Source organism: Citrobacter sp. Marseille-Q6884, assembly GCF_945906775.1.
In the GTDB taxonomy this organism is placed as follows: domain Bacteria; phylum Pseudomonadota; class Gammaproteobacteria; order Enterobacterales; family Enterobacteriaceae; genus Citrobacter.
Genome location: NZ_CAMDRE010000002.1, coordinates 1,204,677 through 1,229,494 on the forward strand (window position 1 = coordinate 1,204,677; position 24,818 = coordinate 1,229,494).

The following is a 24,818-nucleotide window of genomic DNA, read 5'->3' on the forward strand; positions in this document are numbered from 1 at the left end:
TTTGATTCCAGGTCAATACTCAAGCAGACGTATTAATCGGTACTGCTCTTTTCTGCTTTGCCCGCCAGTTGCGCCAGGAAGTCATAGCGTTTTTGCAAATCAGCCGTTGCGTCCTTCCAGAGTTGCTCAGCAACCTCAGGCTGCTGTGCATTCAGGCGGCGGAATCGCTGCTCATTAAGCAGTGTTTCAGCTAGCGCGTCTGACGGTGGACGCGAGTCCAGTGCCAGCGGTAATTTCCCTTCATCAGCACGACGCGGATCAAAGCGGTACAGCGGCCAGAACCCGGTTGCCGTGAGCTGGCGCATCTGATCGTGACTCAGCGCCAAATCGTAGCCATGCTCTTCACACGGACTGTAAGCGATAATCAGCGACGGTCCCGGATATGCTTCGGCTTCCTGAATCGCTTTAACGGTTTGATTCAACTGCGCACCGAGTGAGATCTGTGCGACGTAAACATGACCGTACATCATCATACTGACGCCAAGGTCTTTGCGTGCTTTGCGCTTACCGTGTTCGCCAAATTTGGTCACAGCGCCGAGCGGTGTGGCTTTTGACGCTTGTCCGCCTGTGTTGGAGTAACACTGGGTATCCAGCACTAAAATGTTGACGTTCTCGGTCAGGCTTAGCACGTGATCCAGACCGCCGAAGCCGATGTCGTAAGCCCAGCCGTCGCCACCGATTAGCCAGATGGATTTCTCAACCAGCGCGTCGGCATCGGTCAGTAGTTGCTGCGCGCCGTCTACACCTTTCAGATGCTGGCGTAATGCGTCAACTTGTTCACGGCGAAGCTCTGGCGTGGCTTCTGCATGCAGGGCATCGTAAAGCTCTGTTGGGAGTTTATCGGCAAACTGTTCCAGTAAACGCATGACGCGCACACGGTGTTGGTCCACGGTCAGGCGGAAGCCCAGACCAAACTCGGCGTTATCTTCAAACAACGAGTTTGCCCAGGCGGGCCCACGGCCATTTGCGTCGGTGGTATAAGGCGTTGAAGGCAGGTTACCGCCATAAATTGATGAACACCCGGTCGCGTTGGCGATCAACATGCGGTCACCGTACAACTGTGTAAGCAGTTTGATATACGGCGTTTCACCACAGCCGGAGCAGGCGCCGGAATATTCAAACAGCGGAGTGATCAGCTGAGATGTTCGAATATCAATGCGTTCCAGTTTACTGCGGTCGATCTCTGGCAGATTGAGGAAGAAGTCATAATTCACTTTTTCTTCTTCAACATGTTCAAGCCGGGACATCATATTGATGGCCTTGATCTCAGGATTCTGGCGATCTTTGGCCGGGCACACTTCAACACACAGATTACAGCCGGTGCAGTCCTCTGGTGCGACCTGCAATACATATTTCTGACCGCGCATATCGCGTGATTTCACATCCAGCGAATGCAGGCTGGCGGGCGCGTTTTCCATCGCTTCAGGTGGAACCACTTTGGCGCGGATTGCCGAGTGCGGGCAGGCGGCAACGCAGTGGTTACATTGAGTACAGAGTTCCTCTTTCCAGATAGGGATCTCTTCGGCGATATTGCGTTTTTCCCAACGCGTGGTGCCCATCGGCCAGGTACCGTCAGGCGGTAGCGCAGATACGGGCAGGGCGTCGCCAAGACCGGCAAGCATCGCTGCGGTAACGGTTTTAACGAAATCAGGCGCGGCGTCAGAAACAACCGGAGGTCGGTTGGCACTGTGTGGATCAACCGGTTGCAGCGCGACTGGAGCAACGGATTCACGCGCCAGCGCCAGCGCCTGCCAGTTTCGCTCAACCAGATCCTGACCTTTGCTGCTGTAGCTTTTCGCAATTGCCCCTTGCAGTTCCGCCAGGGCGCTATCACCGGGTAAAATGTTTGTCAGGTGGAAGAACGCCATTTGCATGACGGTGTTAATCCTCGCCGCCAGGCCGCATTCACGGGCAATTTTGGCCGCATTAATCACGTAGAAGCGCGCTTTCTTCTGGTTCAGTACCGCCTGAACTTCCTGCGGCAGACGCGCCCATACTTCATCAACGTTGTACGGGGTATTGAGCAGGAAAATACCGCCTGGTTTCAGGCGCTCCGCCATTTGGTACTTATCAATAAACTGTAACTGATGACAGCCGACAAAGTCCGCCTGCGAAACCAGATAAGCCGAGCGGATAGGCTGCTCGCTGACGCGCAAATGAGAAACGGTCAGGCCGCCTGCTTTTTTCGAGTCATAGACGAAATAACCCTGGGCATACCACGGCGTAGAGTTGCCAATAATCTTGATATTGTTTTTGGTCGCGGACACGCTGCCGTCACTGCCGAGCCCATAAAACAGCGCTTCGAGTTTAGCGGTGGCGGGCAGGGTGTTTTCTGGCAGGGGCAGCGACAGATTGGTCACATCATCATAGATACCGACCGTGAAGCGCGGTTTAGGTTTGGCACTGCTTAGCTCATTGAAGACCGCCATTACGCAGTCCGGGCCAAATTCTTTTGATGAGAGGCCATAACGGCCACCAATGACGCGCGGCAACGTTTCTCGCTCGCCACTGTTGAAGGCTTCCGCCAGGGCGGTCATCACGTCCAGGTACAGCGGTTCTGCCTGCGCGCCTGGCTCTTTGGTGCGATCCAGTACGGCGACAGTACGTGCGGTTTCTGGCAGTGTATGTAACAGATGTTTTGCAGAGAACGGGCGGAACAGGCGCACTTTCAGGACGCCGACTTTTTCGCCGCGTGCCAGCAACTCTTCCACGACTTCTTCACAGGTGCCAATTGCAGAACCCATCAAAATAATGACGCGTTCAGCCTGCGGATGGCCATAGTATTCAAACGGCTGATACTGACGACCTGTCGCGGTGGCGAAATCGTTCATCGCCTGTTCTACGTGATCGTAAACCGCGTTGTACCACGGGTTTGTTGCCTCACGTGACTGGAAGTAGGTGTCCGGGTTAGCAGATGTACCGCGAATCACCGGATGCTCTGGATTCAGCGCCCGGGCACGATGGGCATCGATCTCCGCCTGCGGCATCAGTCCGAGGATAGTGTCATCGGCCAGCGGCACGATTTTATTGATTTCATGCGAGGTGCGGAAACCATCAAAGAAATGAATAAAAGGAACGCGGCTTTTCAGGGTAGCGATTTGCGAAATCAGCGCAAAATCCTGCGCTTCCTGAACGCTGCTGGCGCACAGCATGGCGCAGCCCGTCTGACGAACGGCCATGACGTCGGAGTGATCGCCGAAGATCGACAATGCATGTGTGGCAATGGTTCGCGCCGCCACGTGCAGCACAAATGGCGTCAACTGACCAGCCAGTTTGTACAGCGTTGGGATCATCAGCAGCAAACCCTGTGATGACGTAAACGACGTTGAGAGCGCACCGGTCTGCAAGGCACCGTGGACGGTGGCTATTGCACCGCCTTCCGACTGCATCTCGACGACGCGAGGGGTATCCCCCCAGACGTTTTTAAGCCCGTTCCCGGCCCAGGCATCCGCCTGTTCAGCCATCGTTGAACTGGGCGTAATCGGGTAGATGGCGATAACCTCGCTGGTACGAAAGGCGACCGAAGCAACCGCACCATTACCGTCAATTGTAATCATACTGACACCCTTACATTGCGCAAAAAGAGGGACCCACGAAATAAAAGCGAATCCAGTAGTTATCCTTTCATTTTAGCAAAAGCCCTGTGGGCACATTTTCGCTTTTGTGTCCCTGGAATACGAAGAATGGAGGGTTCGATCAAAGGAGCAGTCAAAAAAATTGCCAGAAAATGTAAACGGGACGCATAAATGTGTATTTTGCCTCTCGACGCCCGTATTTTCGCTGCCTATTATTTATGGCTGTGTCGTTTGGATTCATCGTCAGAGGGGAGTGAGATGCGCGCAGCGTTTTGGGTAGGGTGTGCCGCGTTATTATTGTCGGCTTGCAGCAGTGAACCGGTACAGCAAGCAACGGCCGCACACGTTGCACCGGGCATGAGAGCAGCAATGTCCAGTTCTGGAGAAGCGAATTGCGCCATGATTGGTGGTTCGCTTTCTGTTGCCCGTCAACTGGATGGATCAGCCATCGGGATGTGTGCATTACCCAACGGCAAACGCTGTAGTGAGCAGTCGCTTGCCGCCGGTAGTTGTGGAAACTATTAAGCCTCCACGTCGCTTACATTAAATCCGAAAGCTTATACGTCAGCGTCTGTTCTGCGGTGGCCAGCGTTAACTGATTAGCCGTCAGATCAACCTGTGCGCCTTGCTTAAACATCTCGCTGACAATGCCATCGAGCGCATTAAGCTGTGGATCGCTGCACATCATGCGGGTCATCGCCAGGTCTTTCACCTTCAATTCACCGTCAGACAGTTTGCCCTGGCCCGTGAAGCGATTGCACATATTTCCCGACACCGTCATGTTTTCGCCAAAACTCAATTCGGGTTGGTTTTTGGCGACGGTGACCGGTTTACCGTTCACGCTCTCCAGAACGAAACGGTGATGCTGTAACTGTTCGCGATTGACGGATACTTTTCCATTGCTCACACAGCCAGCCATAAGCATGCTGAGCGCCATCAGCGTGACAATTTTCTTCATTGAATTTCTCTACGTTCGTGACGGGATATAATCAATATATTAATGATATCGACGGATTTATCATCAGGGGTTATCTGAAAATGCTCCCCTGACAGCAGGGGAGCAGCGTGATTAGAAGAGGGCGTTAGGACAGGTTTCACCTTTGTCGAGTTGAGCCAGGTTCTGCAGCGTTGTTTCAGAAATACTGGTCAACGCTTCGGCTGTCAGAAACGCCTGATGTCCGGTGAACAGCACGTTATGGCAGGCTGACAGGCGACGGAACACATCATCCTGAATCACATCATTCGATTTGTCTTCAAAGAATAAGTCGCGTTCATTTTCATACACGTCCATACCCAGCGAACCAATCTTCTGGTTTTTCAGCGCATCAATAGCGGCCTGAGAGTCAATCAACGCGCCACGGCTGGTGTTAATGATCATCACGCCGCTTTTCATTTGCTCGAACGCTTCGTGGTTGAGCAAATGGTAATTTTCCGGGGTTAACGGACAGTGCAGAGAGATGACATCGGACTCTGCAAACAGCGTTTTGAGGTCGACATATTCAACGCCCAACTCCAGTGCTGCGGCGCTCGGATAGGGATCAAACGCCAGCAGTCGCATGCCGAAGCCTTTCAGAATACGCAGTGCGGCAATGCCAATTTTTCCGGTACCGATGACGCCCGCTGTTTTGCCATACATCGTGAAACCGGTCAGGCCTTCAAGAGAAAAGTTGGCGTCACGGGTACGCTGATATGCGCGATGAATACGGCGGTTCAGCGTCATCATCATACCGATCGCGTGTTCAGCTACCGCTTCGGGTGAATAGGCCGGAACACGGACAACCTGCAGACCCAGCTCTTTTGCTGCGTCCAGATCGACGTTATTAAAGCCCGCGCAGCGCAGAGCGATGTATTTCACGCCATGGCGTTTCAGCTCTTCCAGCACCGGGCGGCTACCGTCGTCATTGACGAAGATACACACGGCTTCGCAGCCATGAGCGGTTTTTGCCGTTTTCTCGGTGAGCAGAAAGTCAAAAAATTCAAGTTCAAAACCAAAAGCCTCGTTAACCTGCTGCAGGTACTTCTTGTCGTACTGCTTTGTACTATAGATGGCGAGTTTCATAAGACTTTCTCCAGTGATTCTGACATCACACTATTCAATTCAAATTATTCTACAAAATATAAAAAATGATTGATAGTCATAGGCGTAATGAATAATCCATAAGCATGTCTTCTTAGTGTGGGCAGGTTAGCCAATTTCAACAACTGGCTATTTTTTAGCGTCCCAGTGTTGAATGAGCGAAGCGCCAATTTCGGCGATTTGCTTATTTCGTTCATCCATCGTTGCCGTGCTTTCTGTTAAGTAAATAACCACGATGCGGGACGGTTTACCGTCAGGCCCGAGTGCCGCGACAATGCCGCGAGAACCCCGTTCTCCCGCACCCGTTTTATCGGCGATAAACCAGCCATGTGGAAGCACCGAGCGTAACAGGGGGCCTGCGACTTTATCTTCCACCATCCAGTGGATTAATTGCTGTTGTGAGGCAGCAGTGAGAATCTTGCCGGTAAGCAGTTGACGCAATGTTTTCGCCATACGTTCAGGGCTGGTGGTATCGCGTTCATCACCGGGGCGGGCTTCATTTAACTCAGGTTCATTGCGGTCGAGCCGGGTCATTGAGTCGCCCGTTTTACGCAGAAATGACGTTAACGCCTGGGGGCCGCCAATCGAGGAAAGCAGCAGATTAGCCGCTGTGTTATCGCTCATGGTGATGGTGGCATTGCACAACTCAGCGACAGTCATGCCGTCCGCAAGATGTTGTTCTGTGACCGGCGAGTACTCGACGAGGTCACGTTTCGTGTACCGAATGCGGCGGTCAAGTTGCTCTTGCCCGGTATCAACACGTGATAACACCGCACTACAGAGCAGAACCTTAAAGGTACTCATCATGGGAAAATGTTCATGAGGACGATAGCTTTCCAGAATCTGGCCACTGGCAAGATCCAGTTCAGCATAACCCATACGTGCATTAAGCTGCTTTTCAGCGTCTTTTACTTTTTCCAGGGTTGCCGGATGGGCAAACGCGGGCAGGCAGAATGTCGCGAGTAGGGGGATTAGGGACAGGCGAAGATGGGACATCTTACTCTTTCTTCCTTGGGGTTATTGCATACGTCATAAAAGCATACAGAAAAGTAATGTGTTATTAACCTGATTTTCGGCTTTCCATTAAAACCAGGAGATAGGTGACGTCTGAACGAAATTTCTTCCTCTCTTATTGCGACGGATCGACGCGGGTGGGTGAAATATATTCAGGATCGATATTTTATAGCTGTGCAATATTTGGTTGTTTGATAAAATTGCATCTTTAATGAAAGTTTAATTTTCCAGGTAGTTGTAAATGAAAATAGGGGTTTTAATAGCAGTTATCATTCTGTCTGGGTGTGCTGAAAATTTACCTGTACAATCCAGCGTCACGCCGTTTACGCCGCATGTCTCACGTTCAAATGCAGAAATCATTGCACGATATAAAGAGGCTCGGGAATCGGGTTTCTCTCATGGTTCAGCGTATCAATATGCAAGGGGCGATAGAACATACACGACCGATCAGTTAGACGTGATCGGCCTGAATGAAATGCTCAATGAACCGCAATTAGTTTGAACATAAAAGAATAAAAAAGTTAATGATGCTGGCGTCGCTCCTTTCTGATGAGCGCACAGCAGGGTGGCAATCATCCTGCTCCACTCCCTGATGCTTCACCTTCCCGACAGCACGTGTCATGGCGTGCTGTTAACCTCATCCATGCAGTGTGGTTAATTCTGCGTCGTTATTGCCCTTCATAATCCATCGCTATCTTATTGATCAATCGGTAGCTTTCTGAATAATCCTCATTCTATTAATACTACATATATTTCGGGAGCATCTATTCTTAAGGTGGGCATATTTAGCTAAACATGCCACAATACAGGCCTTAACCGGCTTAAATTTTTGCTAAATCAGGATATTAACTGCCCATGAAGGGTAAATATAAAGCCGTTCTGGCACTTCTCTTATTATTGATCCTCGTGCCGCTGACGTTGTTGATGACGCTGGGGCTGTGGGTTCCTACGCTGGCGGGTATTTGGTTACCGGTCGGTACGCGCATCGCGTTGGATGAGAGTCCCCGGCTTACCCGTCACGGGTTACATATTCCCCAGCTCCGTTATCTGGTTGATGATTGCCCATTGGCGCGCGTTACGCAGGCAGATCTGTCACACCCCAGCCGCTGGTTGCTCAATGTTGGCACACTTGAACTGGATTCCACCTGCCTGGCGAAACTGCCGCAGACGCAACCGTCGCCTGCCGCACCGAAAACGCTGGCAGAGTGGCAATCCATGTTGCCCAATACCTGGATTAACATCGATAAACTCGTTCTTACTCCCTGGCAGGAGTGGCAGGGAAAACTCTCTCTGTCGTTGACCCCCGCTATCCAACAGCTGCGTTACCAGGGCGATAAGGTTAAATTCCAGGGCCGTTTGCATGGGCAAAATCTGACGGTAAGCGAGCTGGACGTTGCCGCGTTTGACGATCAGCCACCGGTAAAACTGGTCGGTGAATTTACCATGCCGCTGGTTCCCGATGGGTTGCCGGTGAGCGGGCATGCGGTCGCGAGCCTGAGTCTGCCCCAGGAGCCCTCACTGGTGGATGCAGAGCTGGAGTGGCAAGAAAACCGCGGGCAATTGATCGTCATGGCGCGGGATAACGCGGATCCGCTGCTCGATCTGCCATGGGAAATCACGCGAAAACAGCTGACGATCAGCGACGGCCGCTGGAACTGGCCTTATCAGGGATTCCCATTAAGCGGTCGTTTGGGCGTGAAAGTTGAAGACTGGCAAAACGGTCTGGAAAACGCGGTGGTGAGTGGGCGTCTGAATATTCTGACGCAAGGTGATGCCGGTAAAGGTAACGCGGTTCTGACGATAGGTCCGGGCAAACTTGCCATGGATAACAGCGAAATGCCGTTACAGTTAACCGGCGAAGCCAAGCAGGGTGATCTGATTTTTTATGCGGTGTTACCTGCCCGGTTGACTGGAAGTCTGAACGATCCTCAATTGTCTTTCGAACCCGGCGCGCTGCTGCGCTCGCGTGGGCGGGTGATTAACTCGCTGGATATTGACGAAATTCGCTGGCCGTTGGCGGGGGTAAAGGTGACTCAACGTGGCGTAGATGGTCGGTTACAGGCCATTTTGCGCGCGCATGAAAACAAGATGGGTGACTTTGAACTGCATCTTGATGGTCTGGCCAATGACTTTCTTCCTGACGCCGGTCGCTGGCGTTGGCGTTACTGGGGAGAAGGCAGCTTTACGCCGATGAACGCCCGTTGGGATGTGGCGGGTAAGGGCGAGTGGCACGACAACACCCTCAAACTTTTTGACCTTTCTACCGGATTCGATCAGCTTCAGTACGGCACCATGAAAGTGGAAACCCCGCGTCTGGTGATGGATGAACCGATTGTCTGGGTCAGAGATGCTAAGGCACCAACGTTTAGCGGTGCGCTGTCGCTGGATGCCGGAAATACACTCTTTACCGGTGGTAGCGTCTTACCGCCTTCAACCCTGAAATTCAGTGTTGACGGGAGTGACCCGACGCTATTCCAGTTTAAGGGACAGCTTCACGCGGGCGCAATTGGCCCCGTACAGTTGAACGGGCGTTGGGACGGCATCCGCCTGCGTGGACAAGCCTGGTGGCCAAAACAATCGCTCACGGTTTTCCAGCCGCTGGTGCCACCAGACTGGAAAATGAACCTGCGAGAAGGTGAACTGTATGCGCAGGTCGCGTTCTCCGCGGCGCCAGAACAGGGTTTTGAGGCGGGTGGTCACGGCGTGTTGAAAGGCGGGAGCGCCTGGATGCCGGACAACCAAATCAATGGTGTCGATTTCGTCCTGCCGTTTCGCTTTAGTGAAGGGGCATGGCAGCTGGGCACGCGCGGGCCAATCTCACTGCGTATTGCGGAAGTGGTCAATCAGGTGACAGCGAAAAATATCACCGCCGACCTGCAGGGCGGGTATCCCTGGAGCGAAGATAATCCACTCCTGTTAAGTGATGTCAGCGCCGAGTTGTTGGGGGGGAAAGTCGTCATGCAACAGCTGCGCATGCCGCAACACGATCCGGCTTTAGTTCGGGTGCAGAACATCTCCTCCAGTGAACTGATCAGCGCGGTTAATCCCAAACAGTTTGCTATGTCGGGCCCGGTCAGCGGTGCGCTGCCGTTATGGCTGAACAATGAAAAATGGATCATCAAAGATGGCTGGTTGACGAATCCAGGTCCCATGACGCTGCGTATCGATAAAGACACGGCCGATGCAGTTGTTAAAGATAATATGGCCGCCAGTGCAGCTATAAACTGGTTACGCTATATGGAAATCAGCCATTCATGGACAAAAATAAATCTGGATAATTTAGGCGTTTTAACGATGCAGGCCACGGTCACAGGAAATAGTCGGGTAGATGGCAAAGTCGGGACGGTGAACCTGAATTACACCCATGAAGAAAATGTATTTACGTTATGGCGTAGTTTACGTTTTGGCGACAATTTACAGGCATGGCTTGAACAAAATGCAGCGCTGCCAGAAACCCATTGCCCGGAAGGCAAGGAATGTGAGGAACAACAATGAAAATGATAACTGCCATGCCTGGACTACTGGCATCATTTCTGCTGGTGGGATGCACGCCGCGTATAGAAGTGGCTGCGCCAAAAGAACCCATCACGATCAATATGAACGTCAAAATCGAACATGAGATCCATATCAAAGTCGATAAAGACGTCGAGAGCCTGTTGAAATCGCGCAGTGATTTGTTCTGAGGTAACGATGAAAAAACAGCTTAAAGTGTCCATCCTGATCCTGAGTTTACTGAGTGCCAACGCGTTTGCGTTGACCCTGAACGAAGCCAGAACGCAGGGGCGGGTGGGGGAAACGCTCAACGGCTACCTTGTCGCGTTAAAAACGGATGCGCAGACCCTGGCGTTGGTGAGTGATATCAATAAAGCGCGCAGTGCCAGTTATCAGCAACTGGCGGAAAGTAACAATATTCCGGTTGATGATGTCGCGAAAATGGCAGGACAGAAACTGGTGGAGCGTGCGAAACCGGGAGAATATGTACAGGGCATTAATGGCAAGTGGTTGAAAAAATAGCCGTTTGATTTTTTAACATCCAACGTTGATTAACGACTCTGCGAATGTGCGGGCAGGCATGTCATCCACAGCGCAATAGTTGCCACATGGAATCATACTAATACTGATATATTTCATGACCGGTTGCGTCCTGGAGTGAAATCATGTGGCTTTTCAAGTGGTATGTCTGGAATCGTTGGGTATTCAAGCTGTTAAGCCGGGATGTCGCAGAGCCGGAACAATTTTTGCGTCATTGTTGGGAAGAGAATCTGGCGAAGTGCAGAGAGTATTCGCCAATCTGGCGTGATATTAACCGTATTCACGGGAAACAGGCAAAGAAGTAAGAACAGGAAAGAATCCCTCCCACCGGGCGGTGAGAGGGAGAATGATCAGGCGGCAACCACGCTATCAATTGCGGCTTTCGCGTCAGACTGCGCTTTAGACGCCACTTCCGGACCGTAAGCAATACCTTCAGCAAACACGACGTTCACGTCAGTGATGCCGATAAAGCCCAGGAAAACATTCAGGTACGGGGTGATCAGGTCGGTCGGGGTATCTTTATGGATACCACCACGGCTGGTCAGTACGATAGCGCGTTTGCCGGTCACCAGACCTTCTGGTCCTTTCTCGGTATAACGGAAGGTTACGCCAGCACGAGCAATCAGGTCGAAATAGTTTTTCAGCTGCGTCGGGATATTGAAGTTATACATCGGTGCGGCGATCACAATCACGTCATGGGCTTTCAGCTCAGCAATCAGCTCATCAGACAGTGCCAGCGCTTCCTGTTGACGCGGCGTCAGCGGGGTATCGCTTGGGCGCATTGCACCCACCAGTTCGCCATCCAGTACCGGAACAGGATTTGCAGCCAGATCACGGACGGTGATTTCGTCAGCAGAGTGCTTTTCACGCCACTGTTCAACAAAATAATCAGACAACTGACCAGACTGAGAGTACCCTGCCAGAATACTGGATTTAAGAACTAATACCTTGCTCATGGGTGTTTCCTTTTATGTGTTTGAAGGGGATGTGCCCCGTTGCTTGTTGACACTTTATTCACAATCCTGCCGCAGTGATAGCGCAATATATCGAAGCCTATGTTCGAAATTATTGAACAACACATGCGAAGCGCCAATGTGGTACTCTATATCTATCATCTAAAAGAGATTTAACCCGGCAGAGCACTGCCCTCTAATGCTATGACAGAACAACAAAAATTAACCTTCACCATGTTGCAGCACCAGCTGGATTCACTGATGCTGCGTGACAGACTGCGTTTTTCCCGCCGTCTGCAGGGCGTGAAGAAGGTTAAAAATCCTGATGCACAACAGGCCATTTACCAGGAGATGGCAAAAGAGATTGAACTGGCAGCAGGTAAGGTTGTGCTGCGTGAAGCCGCGCGACCGGAAATAACCTACCCGGAAAATCTGCCTGTCAGCCAGAAAAAACAGGACATCCTGGAAGCCATTCGCGATCATCAGGTGGTGATTGTTGCCGGGGAAACCGGTTCCGGTAAAACCACTCAGCTGCCGAAAATCTGTATGGAGCTGGGGCGCGGAATTAAAGGGCTGATCGGCCACACGCAGCCGCGCCGTCTGGCTGCACGCACGGTTGCCAATCGTATTGCTGAAGAGCTGCAAACGGAGCCGGGCGGTTGCATCGGTTACAAAGTGCGCTTTAGCGACCATGTCAGTGATAACACCATGGTCAAGCTGATGACGGACGGTATTTTGCTGGCAGAAATCCAGCAGGACCGCCTGTTGATGCAGTACGACACCATCATCATTGATGAAGCGCATGAACGTAGCCTGAACATCGACTTTCTGCTGGGTTACCTGAAAGAGTTGCTGCCGCGACGCCCGGATTTGAAGATTATCATCACGTCGGCGACCATCGATCCTGAACGCTTCTCGCGCCACTTTAACAATGCGCCGATCATTGAAGTCTCTGGCCGGACGTATCCGGTGGAAGTGCGCTACCGTCCGATTGTTGAAGAGGCGGATGACACCGAGCGCGATCAACTGCAGGCCATTTTCGATGCGGTGGATGAACTGGGACGTGAAAGCCCTGGCGATATCTTGATCTTCATGAGCGGTGAGCGAGAAATTCGCGACACCGCGGATGCACTGAATAAACTGGATTTACGCCATACGGAAGTGCTGCCGCTGTATGCGCGCCTCTCCAATAGTGAGCAAAACCGAGTCTTCCAGTCCCACAGCGGGCGTCGAATCGTACTGGCAACCAACGTGGCGGAAACCTCGCTGACTGTCCCTGGGATCAAGTATGTGATTGACCCGGGTACCGCGCGTATCAGCCGCTACAGCTACCGAACGAAAGTCCAGCGTTTGCCGATTGAGCCGGTGTCGCAGGCCTCGGCTAACCAGCGTAAAGGTCGCTGTGGTCGTGTATCGGAAGGGATCTGCATTCGTCTCTATTCCGAAGATGATTTCCTGTCGCGCCCGGAATTTACCGACCCGGAAATCCTGCGAACCAACCTGGCGTCCGTTATTCTGCAAATGACCGCGCTGGGTCTGGGCGATATCGCGGCGTTTCCGTTTGTTGAAGCGCCGGATAAACGCAATATTCAGGATGGTGTGCGCCTGCTGGAAGAGTTGGGCGCGATTACGACTGATGAACAGCAAACGGCCTACAAACTTACCCCGTTAGGGCGTCAGTTGTCGCAGTTGCCGGTTGACCCGCGTCTGGCACGTATGGTGCTGGAAGCGCAGAAACATGGCTGTGTGCGTGAAGCGATGATCATTACCTCGGCGCTGTCGATTCAGGACCCGCGTGAACGTCCAATGGATAAACAGCAGGCGTCTGATGAGAAACATCGTCGCTTCCACGACAAAGAGTCCGACTTCCTTGCTTTTGTGAACCTCTGGAACTATCTCGGTGAGCAGCAAAAAGCGTTGTCGTCTAATCAGTTCCGCCGCCAGTGTAAGGTGGATTTTCTTAACTATTTGCGCGTACGTGAATGGCAGGATATCTACACGCAACTGCGTCAGGTGGTAAAAGAGCTGGGCATTCCGGTCAACAGCGAGCCTGCTGAATATCGTGAAATTCACGTGGCGCTACTGACCGGTCTTTTGTCACATATCGGGATGAAGGACGCGGATAAACAAGAGTTTACTGGTGCGCGTAACGCCCGTTTCTCTATATTCCCCGGCTCCGGTTTATTTAAAAAGCCACCGAAGTGGACGATGGTTGCTGAACTGGTGGAAACCAGCCGTCTGTGGGGACGTATTGCTGCACGTATCGATCCTGAGTGGGTCGAACCGGTCGCCCAGCACCTGATTAAACGTTCGTACAGTGAACCGCACTGGGAACGTGCGCAGGGCGCGGTTATGGCAACCGAAAAAGTGACCGTCTACGGCTTGCCGATTGTTGCCGCCCGTAAAGTGAATTACAGCCAGATCGACCCGGCGCTTTCGAGAGAGTTGTTTATCCGCTATGCGTTAGTCGAAGGGGACTGGCAGACACGCCATGCCTTTTTCCGTGACAACCTGAAGCTGCGTGCGGAAGTTGAAGAGTTAGAACATAAATCACGCCGCCGCGACATTCTGGTTGATGATGAAACGTTGTTTGAATTTTACGACCAGCGTATCAGCCATGATGTGGTCTCTGCGCGTCATTTCGATAGCTGGTGGAAAAAGGTCAGTCGGGAAACGCCGGATCTGCTCAACTTTGAAAAGAGCATGCTCATCAAAGAAGGCGCGGAGAAAATCAGCAAGCTGGATTACCCGAACTTCTGGCATCAGGGCAATCTCAAACTGCGATTAAGTTATCAGTTCGAACCCGGGGCTGACGCCGACGGCGTGACCGTACATATTCCACTGCCATTATTAAACCAGGTGGAAGAGAGCGGTTTCGAATGGCAAATACCGGGGTTACGACGTGAACTGGTGATCGCCCTGATAAAATCCCTGCCAAAACCGGTACGCCGTAATTTTGTGCCAGCCCCGAACTACGCGGAAGCGTTCTTAGGTCGCGTCACGCCGCTGGAACTGCCGCTGCTGGATTCGCTGGAGCGGGAGTTGCGTCGTATGACGGGTGTCACCGTTGACCGTGAAGACTGGCACTGGGATCAGGTTCCCGATCATCTGAAAATCACCTTCCGCGTGGTGGATGACAAAAACAAGAAGCTGCAAGAAGGACGTTCGCTGCAGGAGTTGAAAGAGGCGCTGAAGGGCAAAGTTCAGGAAACGCTCTCTTCAGTGGCCGATGACGGTATCGAACAAAGCGGGCTGCACATCTGGAGTTTCGGCCAGCTGCCTGAAAGCTACGAGCAAAAACGCGGCAATTACAAAGTGAAAGCGTGGCCAGCGCTGGTGGACGAACGGGACAGTGTGTCGATCAAGCTGTTTGATAATCCGCTGGAACAGCAACAGGCGATGTGGTGCGGTTTACGCCGTTTGCTGTTGTTAAATATTCCTTCGCCCATCAAGTATCTGCATGAAAAATTGCCGAACAAAGCCAAGCTGGGGCTGTATTTTAACCCGTACGGCAAAGTCCTGGATTTGATCGACGACTGCATCTCCTGTGGGGTGGATCAACTGATTGATGCCAACGGCGGGCCGGTGTGGACAGAAGAGGGCTTTGCAGCGTTACACGAAAAAGTGCGCGCCGAACTGAACGATACTGTTGTTGAGATTGCGAAGCAGGTCGAGAGGATCCTGACCGCCGTATTTAATATCAATAAACGTCTGAAAGGACGCGTTGATATGACGATGGCGCTGGGGCTTTCGGATATCAAAGCGCAGATGAGCCGGCTGGTATATCGCGGATTTGTCACCGGCAACGGCTTCAAACGTCTTGGCGATACGCTGCGTTATTTACAGGCAATTGAAAAACGTCTGGAAAAACTGGCTATCGATCCTCATCGCGATCGCGCGCAGATGCTGAAAGTGGATAGCGTGCAGCAAGCCTGGCAACAGTGGTTCAACAAACTCCCGCCGGCACGTCGTGAAGATAACGACGTGAAGGAGATTCGCTGGATGATTGAAGAACTGCGCGTCAGCTACTTTGCTCAGCAACTGGGAACGCCGTATCCGATTTCAGATAAGCGTATTCTGCAGGCGATGGATCAAATAACGAGTTAACACCGTACCGGGCGGCAGTGTCGCCCGGCATGGAGAATAAAGAGCAGGAGTCAAGAATATGAGACCGTTTCCGTCGCTTTCCGTTACTACTCTTGAGGCGATAAACACTGTGGGGCGATGGCTGGCCCAGAATGATATCGGTGAAGAGATTGCCGTTCCGTCGGATTGTGTGATTCTGGCGGGAAACGCGGTGATCCCGACAATCGACGCGGCGTGTCGGCTGGCGAAAGAACAGCAGGTTCCATTGCTGATCAGCGGTGGTATCGGCCATTCCACGACATTCTTGTATGCTGCTATAGCTCAGCATCCACGTTACAACACGATCCGCACCACCGGACGCGCGGAAGCCGCGATTCTTGCTGATATCGCTCACCAGTTCTGGCAAATTCCGGGTGAAAAAATTTGGGTGGAAGATCAATCAACAAACTGCGGGGAGAACGCCAGGTTTAGCTGTGCGTTACTGCGTCAGGCGACTGAAACCATACGCACCGCTATTGTGGTGCAGGATCCCACTATGCAGCGGCGTACGATGGTGACCTTTCACAGGGTCACACGCGATGATCCGCATGCTCCGACCTGGATAAGCTTCCCCGGTTTTACCCCGGAACTGGCTCTGTCAGACGACGGCGTGGATTTTGTGCCAACGACAGAGGGATTGTGGTCGGTTGATCGTTATCTTTCCCTGATTACCGGTGAGCTTCCGCGTCTGCGCGATGATGAAACAGGCTATGGCCCTCGTGGTCGTGATTTTATCGTGCATGTCGACATCCCGCAGAATGTGCAGGATGCCTGGCAGCATCTGCAAGGCGACACCGCGTTGATGGATTTAATGCAGAGCCGTTCCCTGTAATCACCGATGCCCGTTTGCCGCGCTTTTTGTGCAAACGGGCATGATTCCCGCCGATTAATTTCCCTTCGTTGCGACTTTGCCAGACGCTTTTATGAAGCGGCTCACAGAACCACGTTTACAGTGGTCATGCGCCAGGCATGATTGATATTAATTAACAATAGTTTTACTTGTTAAAAACAAATCAATCACAGGAGAAGCGCATGTCAGTACCCGTACAACATCCTATGTATATCGATGGGCAGTTTGTGACCTGGCACGACGATGCCTGGATTGATGTGATCAACCCGGCGACGGAAGAGGTGATTTCCCGCATTCCCGATGGACGAGCTGACGATGCGCGTAAAGCCATCGATGCGGCGCAGCGTGCCCAACCTGAATGGGAAGCGCTGCCAGCCATTGAGCGTGCGAACTGGTTACGCAAAATTTCTGCGGGCATTCGTGAACGCGCCAGCGAGATCAGCGCGCTGATTGTGGCTGAAGGTGGAAAAATCCAGCAACTGGCAGAGGTTGAGGTCGCGTTTACCGCTGATTATATCGATTATATGGCGGAGTGGGCGCGTCGTTACGAGGGCGAAATCCTGCAAAGCGATCGTCCTGGTGAGAATATCCTGCTGTTTAAGCGCGCACTGGGCGTTACGACAGGCATTCTACCGTGGAACTTTCCGTTTTTCCTCATCGCCCGCAAGCTGGCGCCCGCCTTGTTGACGGGCAATACCATTGTGATTAAGCCGAGTGAATTTACGCCGAATAACGCCATCGCCTTCGCCAAAATTGTTGATGATATCGGCCTGCCGCGCGGCGTATTTAACCTGGTACTGGGCCGAGGAGAAACGGTCGGTCAGGAGCTGGCCGGAAACCCGAAGGTGGCGATGGTCAGTATGACCGGGAGTGTGGCTGCGGGTGAAAAAATCATGACGGCAGCAGCAAAAAATATCACCAGGGTATGTCTGGAATTAGGGGGGAAAGCCCCGGCAATCGTCATGGATGATGCGGATCTCGAGCTGGCGGTCAAAGCGATTGTTGATTCGCGGGTCATTAATACCGGGCAGGTGTGTAACTGCGCTGAGCGCGTTTACGTTCAAAAAGGGATCTATGATTCGTTCGTCAATCGCCTGGGCGAGGCGATGAAAGCCGTTCAGTTTGGTAATCCGGCTGAACGTAATGATATCGCGATGGGACCGTTGATTAACGCGGCAGCGCTGGCGCGCGTCGAGGAGAAAGTTGCCCGCGCCGTGCAGCAAGGGGCTCGTATAGCGCTTGGCGGTAAAGCGGCAGAAGGTAAAGGCTATTATTATCCGCCAACCTTACTGCTGGATGTTCGCCAGGACATGGCGATTATGCACGAAGAGACATTTGGTCCGGTACTGCCCGTGGTGGCGTTCGAAACCCTCGATGAAGCGCTGGCGATGGCCAATGACAGTGACTACGGGCTGACCTCATCGATTTACACGCAAAACCTGAACATGGCAATGAAAGCGATTAAAGGGCTGAAGTTTGGCGAAACGTATATTAATCGTGAAAACTTCGAGGCGATGCAGGGCTTTCATGCCGGCTGGCGTAAATCCGGGATTGGCGGCGCAGACGGTAAACACGGTTTGAATGAGTACCTGCAAACGCAGGTGGTTTATCTGCAATCCTGATTGTTATGCCGGGTAGCGTTGTCGTTACCCGGCATCTTTCAACGCATTAAAGTTTGATAAATTTTTCCAGTGTCCGAATCAGTTGGGTCACAAAACCGTATTCGTTATCGTACCAGGCGACAGTTTTCACCAGTTGCAGATCGCCCACCTCGGTAATTTCCGTTTGGGTTGCATCAAATACCGACCCGAAATGGGAGCCAATAATATCTGAAGAGACAATTTCCTCATCGGTATAACCAAATGACGCATTATTCAGCGTTGCCTGTTTCAGGGCATTGTTGACCTCTTCGGCAGTGACTTTTTTGCCTAAAATAGACACCAGTTCAGTAACCGAGCCGGTTTTTACCGGCACACGCTGGGCATGACCTTTTAATTTCCCGCTCAATGCCGGGATGACCAGGCCAATCGCTTTTGCCGCGCCGGTGGTATGGGGAATGATGTTTTCCGCTGCTGCCCGCGATGCCCGTAGATCTTTCCCGCGCGGGCCATCCACCAGTGACTGTGTACCTGTGTAAGCATGAATGGTGGTCATAGTACCAAGCTGAATACCAAAGCTGTCGTGCAGCGCTTTCGCCATGGGGGCCAGGCAGTTAGTGGTGCACGATGCGACTGAGACAATCTGGTCACTGGCATCCAGCGTGTCATCATTCACGTTAAAAACAATTGTTTTCATGTCCCCGGCAGGGGCGGAGATCAAGACTTTTTTGGCTCCCGCATCCAGGTGCGCGCTGGCTTTTTCGCTCGACGTATAAAAGCCGGTGCATTCGATAATAATGTCCGCACCTGACGTTTTCCACGGGATATTTTTTGCCTCTTTCTCCGCGTAAACAGCAATCTTTTTGCCATCAACTATCAGCGCATCTTCGGTAAAGTCGATGCTCCAGGGGAATGGCCCGTAGTTTGAATCGTGTTTTAACAGATAGGCGAGGATCTTCGGGGAGGTGAGATCGTTGATGGCGACGACGTCCACGTTGCTTTTTACTTCCAGTAGTCGACGCAATACCAGACGACCGATACGACCAAAACCGTTAATGCCAATTTTACTCATGGTTTTCTCCTGTCAGGATGAGGCGGTACGACATATTTTCCCTACCAGGCATAGTCCAGTCAGGCATCAGGGGCAATACCTGTTTATGCGGTTAAGCGTAACTGACTGAAAATGAGCGAACAAAAATTAATGAATTTTTAACAAAAGCCCGTTATGTTGACGCATTATTGTTTTTATTCAGGAAGTGTTATGGGGAAGAAGTATTCTGGCCTGCAAATCGGGATTCACTGGCTGGTCTTTTTGTTGGTCATCGTGGCCTACTGTGCGATGGAGTTCCGGGGTTTTGCGCCGCGAAGTTACCGTCCGTGGTTCAACATGGTTCATGTCTCCTGCGGCATAACGATTTTGACGTTGATGGTGGTGCGTCTGTTGCTCAGACTTAAATACCCGACACCGCCTATTGTGCCGAAACCCAAGCCGATGATGACCGGAATGGCGCATCTTGGGCATTTGGTTATCTATCTGCTGTTTATTGCGCTGCCTGTTATTGGCCTGGTGATGATGTACAATCGGGGCAATCCGTGGATAGCCTTTGGGCTCGTGATGCCCCATGCGGCAGAAGCCAACTTTGAACTGGTTGATATGCTAAAGTCCTGGCACGTGACGCTGGCTAACCTGGGGTATGTTGTGATTGGCCTGCATGCGGCCGCAGCCCTGGCGCATCACTATTTCTGGAAGGACAATACGCTACTGCGCATGATGCCGCGTAAGCGTTCATAACATTGCTTTCCAGTGCCCCACATCATGTGGGGCGTTTTCCGCACTTCAGTACTAACACATATGAAATATCATATTTGTTTTTGACATCTGTCTCTCACAGAGAGACACTGTTTCCCGGAACAGGAGGATAGAATGTCACCAATGTCATCCCTGCAGCTTTTCAAAAACCTCTCAGATGAAACCCGCCTGGCAATTGTCTTGCTGCTTCGGGAAATGGGGGAGTTGTGCGTGTGCGATCTTTGCACGGCGCTGGAACAGTCGCAGCCCAAAATCTCCCGTCACCTGGCAATGTTACGTGAAAGTGGATTATTGCTGGATCGCAAGCAGGGGAAGTGGGTGCATTACCGCTTGTCTCCACATATTCCTTCATGGGCAGCTCAGGTGATTGAGCAAGCCTGGTTAAGCCAACAGGACGACGTACAGGCCATCGCCCGTAAGCTGGCATCTGCAAACTGCTCTGGTAGCGGCAAGGCTGTTTGTCTCTAAAAAATTTGCCTGAACATATATGATTTTTCGAATGTGAGGTATTGAAGATGAAAACGTTAACGGTGTTTGATCCTGCGATGTGCTGCAGTACCGGCGTCTGTGGTTCTGATGTCGATCAGGTACTGGTAGATTTTTCAGCTGATGTGCAATGGCTGAAAGGGCGTGGTGTTCAGATCGAACGCTACAATCTGGCGCAGCAACCGATGAGTTTCGTTCAGAACGAGAAAGTGAAAGCATTCCTTGAGGCTTCAGGAGCGGAAGGACTTCCGCTGTTATTGCTGGACGGTGAAACGGTAATGGCAGGGCGTTACCCAAAACGTGCTGAACTGGCGCGTTGGTTTGGTATACCGCTGGAAAAAGTCGGCGTCGCCCCGAAAAGCTGCTGCGGTGGCAATACATCCTGTTGTTGAGTATGTCAGGAGGACAGATGAAATTCTTACAAAACCTCCCGCCTTATCTGTTTTTTACCGGTAAGGGCGGTGTGGGTAAAACGTCAATTTCCTGCGCGACGGCGATTCGTCTGGTGGAGCAGGGGAAACGGGTTCTGCTGGTTAGCACCGATCCCGCCTCCAACGTCGGTCAGGTATTTGACCAGACTATCGGTAACACGATCCTTCCTGTGGCTGCCGTACCCGGCCTTTCAGCGCTGGAGATCGATCCGCAAGCTGCCGCCCAGCAATACCGCGCCAGAATTGTTGACCCGATCAAAGGACTCTTGCCTGCGGATGTCGTTAACAGTATCAGCGAGCAGCTTTCTGGCGCATGTACGACGGAAATCGCTGCGTTTGATGAGTTTACCGGCCTACTGACAGACAACGCTCTGCTGACCCGTTTTGACCACATCATTTTTGATACGGCTCCGACAGGCCACACGATCCGTCTCCTCCAGCTTCCGGGTGCCTGGAGCAGTTTCATTGAAAGTCATCCAGATGGCGCGTCGTGTCTCGGACCGATGGCAGGGCTGGAAAAGCAGCGCGAGCAATATGCTCATGCGGTTGAGGCATTATCTGATCCCGAACGTACGCGGCTGGTGCTGGTTGCGCGACTGCAAAAATCAACACTGCAGGAAGTCGCCAGAACGCATGAGGAACTGGCCACGATTGGTCTCAAAAATCAGTATCTGGTTATTAATGGTGTTCTGCCGAAAACCGAAACAGAAAACGACATCTTAGCTGCGGCAATTTGGCAGCGCGAGCAGGAGGCACTGGCACATCTGCCGGTAGGTTTGGCTGGGCTGCCGACAGACACGTTATTCCTTCAGCCAGTAAATATGGTTGGCGTACCCGCATTAAGAGCACTGCTTAATGCGCAACCTGCGACCACTCCGCTTGCTGAAACGGCCATTCCAAACAAACCAGAGCATCTGTCGCTTTCTGGCCTGGTCGAGGATATCGCTCGCAGTGAACACGGCCTGATTATGTTGATGGGGAAAGGTGGCGTCGGTAAAACCACCATGGCTGCCGCTATCGCCATCAGGCTGGCGGATTTGGGGTTTGATGTGCATCTCACGACCTCTGATCCCGCCGCGCACCTGAACACCACGCTTAATGGCAGCCTTAATCATCTGCAGGTGAGCAGGATCAACCCGTACGAGGAAACCGAACGCTATCGCCAGCATGTGCTTGAGACGAAGGGCAGAGATCTGGACGAAGCCGGCAAGCGACTGCTGGAAGAGGATTTACGTTCGCCGTGCACTGAAGAGATTGCCGTATTCCAGGCGTTCTCACGCGTGATTCGTGAAGCCGGTAAGCGGTTTGTGGTGATGGATACGGCGCCGACAGGGCATACGTTGTTATTGCTGGATGCAACCGGGGCTTACCATCGTGAGATCGCCCGGAAAATGGGGGATAAAGGTCATTTTACTACGCCGATGATGCAGCTTCAGGATCCTGAACGCACCAAAGTCTTACTGGTCACGTTACCGGAAACCACCCCTGTGCTGGAGGCGGCAAATCTGCAGGCTGATCTGCAACGTGCGGGGATTCATCCCTGGGGCTGGATTATCAATAACACGCTTTCCATTGCGGATACCCATTCGCCGCTGCTTTGTCAGCGTGCTCAGCATGAGTTGGCCCAGATTGACGCCGTTAAGCATCAACATGCTAATCGCATGGCGTTAGTTCCGTTACTGGCTTCAGAACCCACAGGCATCGAAAAACTCAGAACGCTGGTAGGGTGATTTTTGGTTTATACAGGGCGGTGGAGCCGTCCTGTCAGGAGGGTTTATGTTACTGGCAGGCGCAATTTTTGTCCTGACCATCATTTTGGTTATCTGGCAGCCGAAGGGATTAGGGATCGGTTGGAGCGCCACGTTCGGGGCGATACTGGCTCTGATTTCTGGCGTTGTGCATATCGCTGATATCCCCGTGGTATGGAATATCGTCTGGAATGCGACAGCCACCTTTATCGCCGTCATTATTATCAGTCTGCTTCTGGATGAATCTGGCTTTTTCGAATGGGCGGCGCTGCATGTTTCCCGCTGGGGCAAGGGTCGCGGCCGTATGCTGTTTACGTATATCGTTTTGCTCGGTGCAGCGGTGGCGGCGCTGTTCGCCAACGATGGCGCGGCACTTATTCTGACCCCGATTGTTATCGCCATGCTGCTGGCGCTGGGTTTCAGCAAGAGCACTACGTTAGCCTTCGTGATGGCCGCCGGGTTTATTGCGGATACGGCCAGTTTGCCGCTGATTGTCTCGAATCTGGTGAACATCGTTTCGGCCGATTTCTTCCGTCTGGGATTCACGGAATATGCGTCGGTAATGGTGCCGGTGGATATCGCCGCTATTGTCGCCACGCTGGTGATGTTGCATTTATTCTTCCGTAAAGACATTCCGCCGACCTATGACCTGGAACGTCTTAAGGAGCCGGTAAAAGCCATCAAGGATCCGGCAACGTTCAGAACCGGCTGGATCGTGTTGATTCTTCTGCTGGTTGGTTTTTTTGTTCTTGAGCCGCTTGGTATTCCGGTCAGCGCCATTGCGGCGGTTGGCGCAGCCATCCTGTTTGCAGTGGCGAAACGGGGTCATGCCATTAATACCGGTAAAGTCCTGCGTGGTGCGCCCTGGCAGATCGTTATCTTTTCGCTGGGCATGTACCTGGTGGTCTATGGACTGCGTAATGCCGGGTTAACAGAATACCTCTCTGGTGTGTTGAATCTGCTGGCCGATAAAGGCCTCTGGGCTGCGACATTTGGCACCGGATTCCTGACTGCATTCTTGTCTTCCATCATGAACAACATGCCTACCGTATTGGTGGGTGCGCTGTCGATCGATGGCAGTACGGCATCTGGCGTGATCAAAGAGGCGATGATTTATGCCAACGTCATTGGCTGCGATCTGGGCCCCAAAATTACGCCTATTGGCAGCCTGGCAACGCTGCTCTGGCTGCATGTCCTTTCACAGAAGAATATGACGATCACCTGGGGATATTATTTCCGTACCGGGATTATCATGACTCTGCCTGTGCTGTTTGTAACGCTGGCCGCGCTGGCGCTACGCCTCTCAATCACTTTGTAATGAGATACTGATATGAGCAACATTACGATTTATCACAACCCGGCCTGCGGCACGTCGCGTAATACGCTGGAGATGATCCGCAACAGCGGAGTCGAACCCACCGTGATTCATTATCTTGAGAACCCACCTTCACGCGACGAACTGGTCAAACTCATTGCGCAAATGGGGATCACCGTGCGGGCGCTGCTGCGTAAAAATGTTGATCCTTATGAGGAACTGAGCCTTGCAGACGATAAATATACGGACGATCAGCTCATCGACTTTATGTTGCAACATCCCATTTTGATTAACCGTCCGATTGTCGTGACGCCGTTAGGCACCAAACTGTGCCGTCCTTCAGAAGTTGTCCTGGAAATCCTGCCGGATGCACAGAAGGGGGCTTTCACCAAGGAAGACGGTGAGAAGGTGGTTGACGATGCAGGTAAACGACTGAAATAAAGATAAAGGGGCTGCGGCCCCTTTATCTTTATGCCCCATATATGCTGAGGAGATAAAGTTTCCGCTAGCGATATCCTCTCCAACTGACATATCCCCAACGCGTTTATTATTGTACTGGCCTATGCCAGAGAAGTGCCGAAGGAGAAGCACCTGACAGGTAAAATCTTTACACAGCGCATTGAACGTAACAATCTGACGCTTCGTACCCGCATCAAGCGGCTGGCTCGCAAAACGATTTGCATCGCACGCTCCATCGAGGTCCACGAAAAATTCATCGGTTCCTTCATCGAAAAATACATGTTCTACTGATTGGAGGCATTACCAAAAATCGTATAACCGGACTTCCCGGTTTCTGACAGAACT

Annotated in this window: 21 protein-coding genes and 1 pseudogene; 16 read left to right on the forward strand and 6 right to left on the reverse strand. The window is 52.1% G+C overall.

Translation table 11 applies throughout. The annotated features are described in order from the left end of the window. Positions 1-32: 32 nt before the first annotated feature. A complete protein-coding gene (nifJ, locus tag N7268_RS21025) occupies positions 33-3,557 on the reverse strand; it encodes a pyruvate:ferredoxin (flavodoxin) oxidoreductase (protein ID WP_260864323.1) in 3,525 nt (1,174 codons plus the stop codon). Positions 3,558-3,833: 276 nt separating this feature from the next. Between nifJ and N7268_RS21030 the strand changes: the two genes are divergently transcribed. Next, positions 3,834-4,100 carry a DUF333 domain-containing protein gene (locus N7268_RS21030; protein WP_045442854.1) on the forward strand — a complete coding sequence of 89 codons (267 nt, stop codon included), beginning with the start codon at positions 3,834-3,836 and terminating at the stop codon, positions 4,098-4,100. 13 nt (positions 4,101-4,113) lie between these two features. Here N7268_RS21030 and hslJ read toward each other — a convergent pair whose 3' ends face one another. The 3 genes from hslJ to bla all read right to left on the reverse strand — a co-directional run bounded on the left by hslJ (position 4,114) and on the right by bla (position 6,648). Continuing rightward, positions 4,114-4,533 carry a heat shock protein HslJ gene (gene hslJ, locus N7268_RS21035; RefSeq protein WP_260864324.1) on the reverse strand — a complete coding sequence of 140 codons (420 nt, stop codon included), beginning with the start codon at positions 4,531-4,533 and terminating at the stop codon, positions 4,114-4,116. A gap of 111 nt (positions 4,534-4,644) precedes the next feature. Continuing rightward, entirely contained in the window at positions 4,645-5,634 is a 990-nt protein-coding gene (locus N7268_RS21040; RefSeq protein ID WP_260864325.1) for a 2-hydroxyacid dehydrogenase, read from the reverse strand. Positions 5,635-5,781: 147 nt separating this feature from the next. Then, a complete protein-coding gene (gene bla, locus N7268_RS21045) occupies positions 5,782-6,648 on the reverse strand; it encodes a class A beta-lactamase (RefSeq protein WP_260864326.1) in 867 nt (288 codons plus the stop codon). Between the two features lie 259 nt (positions 6,649-6,907). Here bla and N7268_RS21050 point away from each other — a divergent pair, with 259 nt between their 5' ends. From N7268_RS21050 to N7268_RS21070, 5 genes are all read left to right on the forward strand, one after another. Further along, positions 6,908-7,168 carry a hypothetical protein gene (locus N7268_RS21050; protein WP_260864327.1) on the forward strand — a complete coding sequence of 87 codons (261 nt, stop codon included), beginning with the start codon at positions 6,908-6,910 and terminating at the stop codon, positions 7,166-7,168. Positions 7,169-7,521: 353 nt separating this feature from the next. After that, a complete protein-coding gene (locus tag N7268_RS21055; protein WP_260864328.1) occupies positions 7,522-10,161 on the forward strand; it encodes a YdbH family protein in 2,640 nt (879 codons plus the stop codon). Next, on the forward strand, positions 10,158-10,349 hold the full coding sequence (locus tag N7268_RS21060) for a YnbE family lipoprotein (RefSeq protein ID WP_198904113.1): 192 nt from the start codon (positions 10,158-10,160) through the stop codon (positions 10,347-10,349). Before N7268_RS21055 ends, N7268_RS21060 begins: the two co-directional genes overlap by 4 nt. Before the next feature lie 7 nt (positions 10,350-10,356). Then, positions 10,357-10,680 (forward strand): YdbL family protein, encoded by a 324-nt coding sequence (locus tag N7268_RS21065; protein ID WP_198904114.1) that lies wholly within the window; start codon positions 10,357-10,359, stop codon positions 10,678-10,680. 143 nt (positions 10,681-10,823) lie between these two features. Beyond that, the gene (locus tag N7268_RS21070; protein ID WP_260864329.1) at positions 10,824-11,003 is read left to right on the forward strand and encodes a hypothetical protein; all 180 of its coding nucleotides are present in this window, start codon (positions 10,824-10,826) and stop codon (positions 11,001-11,003) included. A 45-nt stretch (positions 11,004-11,048) separates the two neighbouring features. Here the strand turns inward: N7268_RS21070 and azoR are convergent, their stop codons facing one another. After that, positions 11,049-11,654 carry an FMN-dependent NADH-azoreductase gene (gene azoR, locus N7268_RS21075; protein ID WP_005126702.1) on the reverse strand — a complete coding sequence of 202 codons (606 nt, stop codon included), beginning with the start codon at positions 11,652-11,654 and terminating at the stop codon, positions 11,049-11,051. Positions 11,655-11,855: 201 nt separating this feature from the next. Here azoR and hrpA point away from each other — a divergent pair, with 201 nt between their 5' ends. From hrpA to aldA, 3 genes are all read left to right on the forward strand, one after another. Next, positions 11,856-15,758 carry an ATP-dependent RNA helicase HrpA gene (gene hrpA, locus N7268_RS21080; protein WP_260864330.1) on the forward strand — a complete coding sequence of 1,301 codons (3,903 nt, stop codon included), beginning with the start codon at positions 11,856-11,858 and terminating at the stop codon, positions 15,756-15,758. Positions 15,759-15,816: 58 nt separating this feature from the next. Beyond that, the gene (locus N7268_RS21085; protein ID WP_260864331.1) at positions 15,817-16,608 is read left to right on the forward strand and encodes a YdcF family protein; all 792 of its coding nucleotides are present in this window, start codon (positions 15,817-15,819) and stop codon (positions 16,606-16,608) included. A gap of 200 nt (positions 16,609-16,808) precedes the next feature. Then, on the forward strand, positions 16,809-18,248 hold the full coding sequence (aldA, locus tag N7268_RS21090; RefSeq protein WP_260864332.1) for an aldehyde dehydrogenase: 1,440 nt from the start codon (positions 16,809-16,811) through the stop codon (positions 18,246-18,248). 46 nt (positions 18,249-18,294) lie between these two features. Here the strand turns inward: aldA and gap are convergent, their stop codons facing one another. Next, a complete protein-coding gene (gene gap / locus N7268_RS21095; protein ID WP_198904119.1) occupies positions 18,295-19,296 on the reverse strand; it encodes a type I glyceraldehyde-3-phosphate dehydrogenase in 1,002 nt (333 codons plus the stop codon). 189 nt (positions 19,297-19,485) lie between these two features. Between gap and cybB the strand changes: the two genes are divergently transcribed. The 7 genes and pseudogenes from cybB to N7268_RS21130 form a co-directional block, all read left to right on the forward strand. Continuing rightward, complete coding sequence (gene cybB / locus N7268_RS21100) at positions 19,486-20,016, forward strand: cytochrome b561 (protein ID WP_260864333.1); 531 nt, start codon at positions 19,486-19,488, stop codon at positions 20,014-20,016. Positions 20,017-20,148: 132 nt separating this feature from the next. Next, positions 20,149-20,502, forward strand: coding sequence for a transcriptional regulator (gene arsR / locus N7268_RS21105; protein ID WP_198904121.1), 354 nt, complete (start codon positions 20,149-20,151; stop codon positions 20,500-20,502). Positions 20,503-20,549: 47 nt separating this feature from the next. Next, positions 20,550-20,912, forward strand: coding sequence for an arsenite efflux transporter metallochaperone ArsD (gene arsD / locus N7268_RS21110; RefSeq protein ID WP_260864334.1), 363 nt, complete (start codon positions 20,550-20,552; stop codon positions 20,910-20,912). Between the two features lie 17 nt (positions 20,913-20,929). Next, positions 20,930-22,681, forward strand: a complete 1,752-nt coding sequence (gene arsA / locus N7268_RS21115; protein ID WP_260864335.1) for an arsenical pump-driving ATPase — start codon at positions 20,930-20,932, stop codon at positions 22,679-22,681. 46 nt (positions 22,682-22,727) lie between these two features. Next, positions 22,728-24,017 carry an arsenic transporter gene (locus tag N7268_RS21120; RefSeq protein WP_260864336.1) on the forward strand — a complete coding sequence of 430 codons (1,290 nt, stop codon included), beginning with the start codon at positions 22,728-22,730 and terminating at the stop codon, positions 24,015-24,017. A 12-nt stretch (positions 24,018-24,029) separates the two neighbouring features. Then, complete coding sequence (gene arsC, locus N7268_RS21125) at positions 24,030-24,455, forward strand: glutaredoxin-dependent arsenate reductase (RefSeq protein ID WP_198904125.1); 426 nt, start codon at positions 24,030-24,032, stop codon at positions 24,453-24,455. A 117-nt stretch (positions 24,456-24,572) separates the two neighbouring features. After that, a pseudogene (locus N7268_RS21130) lies at positions 24,573-24,764 on the forward strand (IS1 family transposase); the annotation flags it as partial. Positions 24,765-24,818: the final 54 nt, after the last annotated feature.

Excerpts from the sequence above, each read along its gene's own strand:
- nifJ (WP_260864323.1), bottom strand. The coding sequence starts at position 3,557 with ATGATTACAATTGACGGTAATGGTGCGGTTGCTTCGGTCGCCTTTCGT.
- N7268_RS21030 (WP_045442854.1), top strand. The coding sequence starts at position 3,834 with ATGCGCGCAGCGTTTTGGGTAGGGTGTGCCGCGTTATTATTGTCGGCT.
- hslJ (WP_260864324.1), bottom strand. The coding sequence starts at position 4,533 with ATGAAGAAAATTGTCACGCTGATGGCGCTCAGCATGCTTATGGCTGGC.
- N7268_RS21040 (WP_260864325.1), bottom strand. The coding sequence starts at position 5,634 with ATGAAACTCGCCATCTATAGTACAAAGCAGTACGACAAGAAGTACCTG.
- bla (WP_260864326.1), bottom strand. The coding sequence starts at position 6,648 with ATGTCCCATCTTCGCCTGTCCCTAATCCCCCTACTCGCGACATTCTGC.
- N7268_RS21050 (WP_260864327.1), top strand. The coding sequence starts at position 6,908 with ATGAAAATAGGGGTTTTAATAGCAGTTATCATTCTGTCTGGGTGTGCT.
- N7268_RS21055 (WP_260864328.1), top strand. The coding sequence starts at position 7,522 with ATGAAGGGTAAATATAAAGCCGTTCTGGCACTTCTCTTATTATTGATC.
- N7268_RS21060 (WP_198904113.1), top strand. The coding sequence starts at position 10,158 with ATGAAAATGATAACTGCCATGCCTGGACTACTGGCATCATTTCTGCTG.
- N7268_RS21065 (WP_198904114.1), top strand. The coding sequence starts at position 10,357 with ATGAAAAAACAGCTTAAAGTGTCCATCCTGATCCTGAGTTTACTGAGT.
- N7268_RS21070 (WP_260864329.1), top strand. The coding sequence starts at position 10,824 with ATGTGGCTTTTCAAGTGGTATGTCTGGAATCGTTGGGTATTCAAGCTG.
- azoR (WP_005126702.1), bottom strand. The coding sequence starts at position 11,654 with ATGAGCAAGGTATTAGTTCTTAAATCCAGTATTCTGGCAGGGTACTCT.
- hrpA (WP_260864330.1), top strand. The coding sequence starts at position 11,856 with ATGACAGAACAACAAAAATTAACCTTCACCATGTTGCAGCACCAGCTG.
- N7268_RS21085 (WP_260864331.1), top strand. The coding sequence starts at position 15,817 with ATGAGACCGTTTCCGTCGCTTTCCGTTACTACTCTTGAGGCGATAAAC.
- aldA (WP_260864332.1), top strand. The coding sequence starts at position 16,809 with ATGTCAGTACCCGTACAACATCCTATGTATATCGATGGGCAGTTTGTG.
- gap (WP_198904119.1), bottom strand. The coding sequence starts at position 19,296 with ATGAGTAAAATTGGCATTAACGGTTTTGGTCGTATCGGTCGTCTGGTA.
- cybB (WP_260864333.1), top strand. The coding sequence starts at position 19,486 with ATGGGGAAGAAGTATTCTGGCCTGCAAATCGGGATTCACTGGCTGGTC.
- arsR (WP_198904121.1), top strand. The coding sequence starts at position 20,149 with ATGTCACCAATGTCATCCCTGCAGCTTTTCAAAAACCTCTCAGATGAA.
- arsD (WP_260864334.1), top strand. The coding sequence starts at position 20,550 with ATGAAAACGTTAACGGTGTTTGATCCTGCGATGTGCTGCAGTACCGGC.
- arsA (WP_260864335.1), top strand. The coding sequence starts at position 20,930 with ATGAAATTCTTACAAAACCTCCCGCCTTATCTGTTTTTTACCGGTAAG.
- N7268_RS21120 (WP_260864336.1), top strand. The coding sequence starts at position 22,728 with ATGTTACTGGCAGGCGCAATTTTTGTCCTGACCATCATTTTGGTTATC.
- arsC (WP_198904125.1), top strand. The coding sequence starts at position 24,030 with ATGAGCAACATTACGATTTATCACAACCCGGCCTGCGGCACGTCGCGT.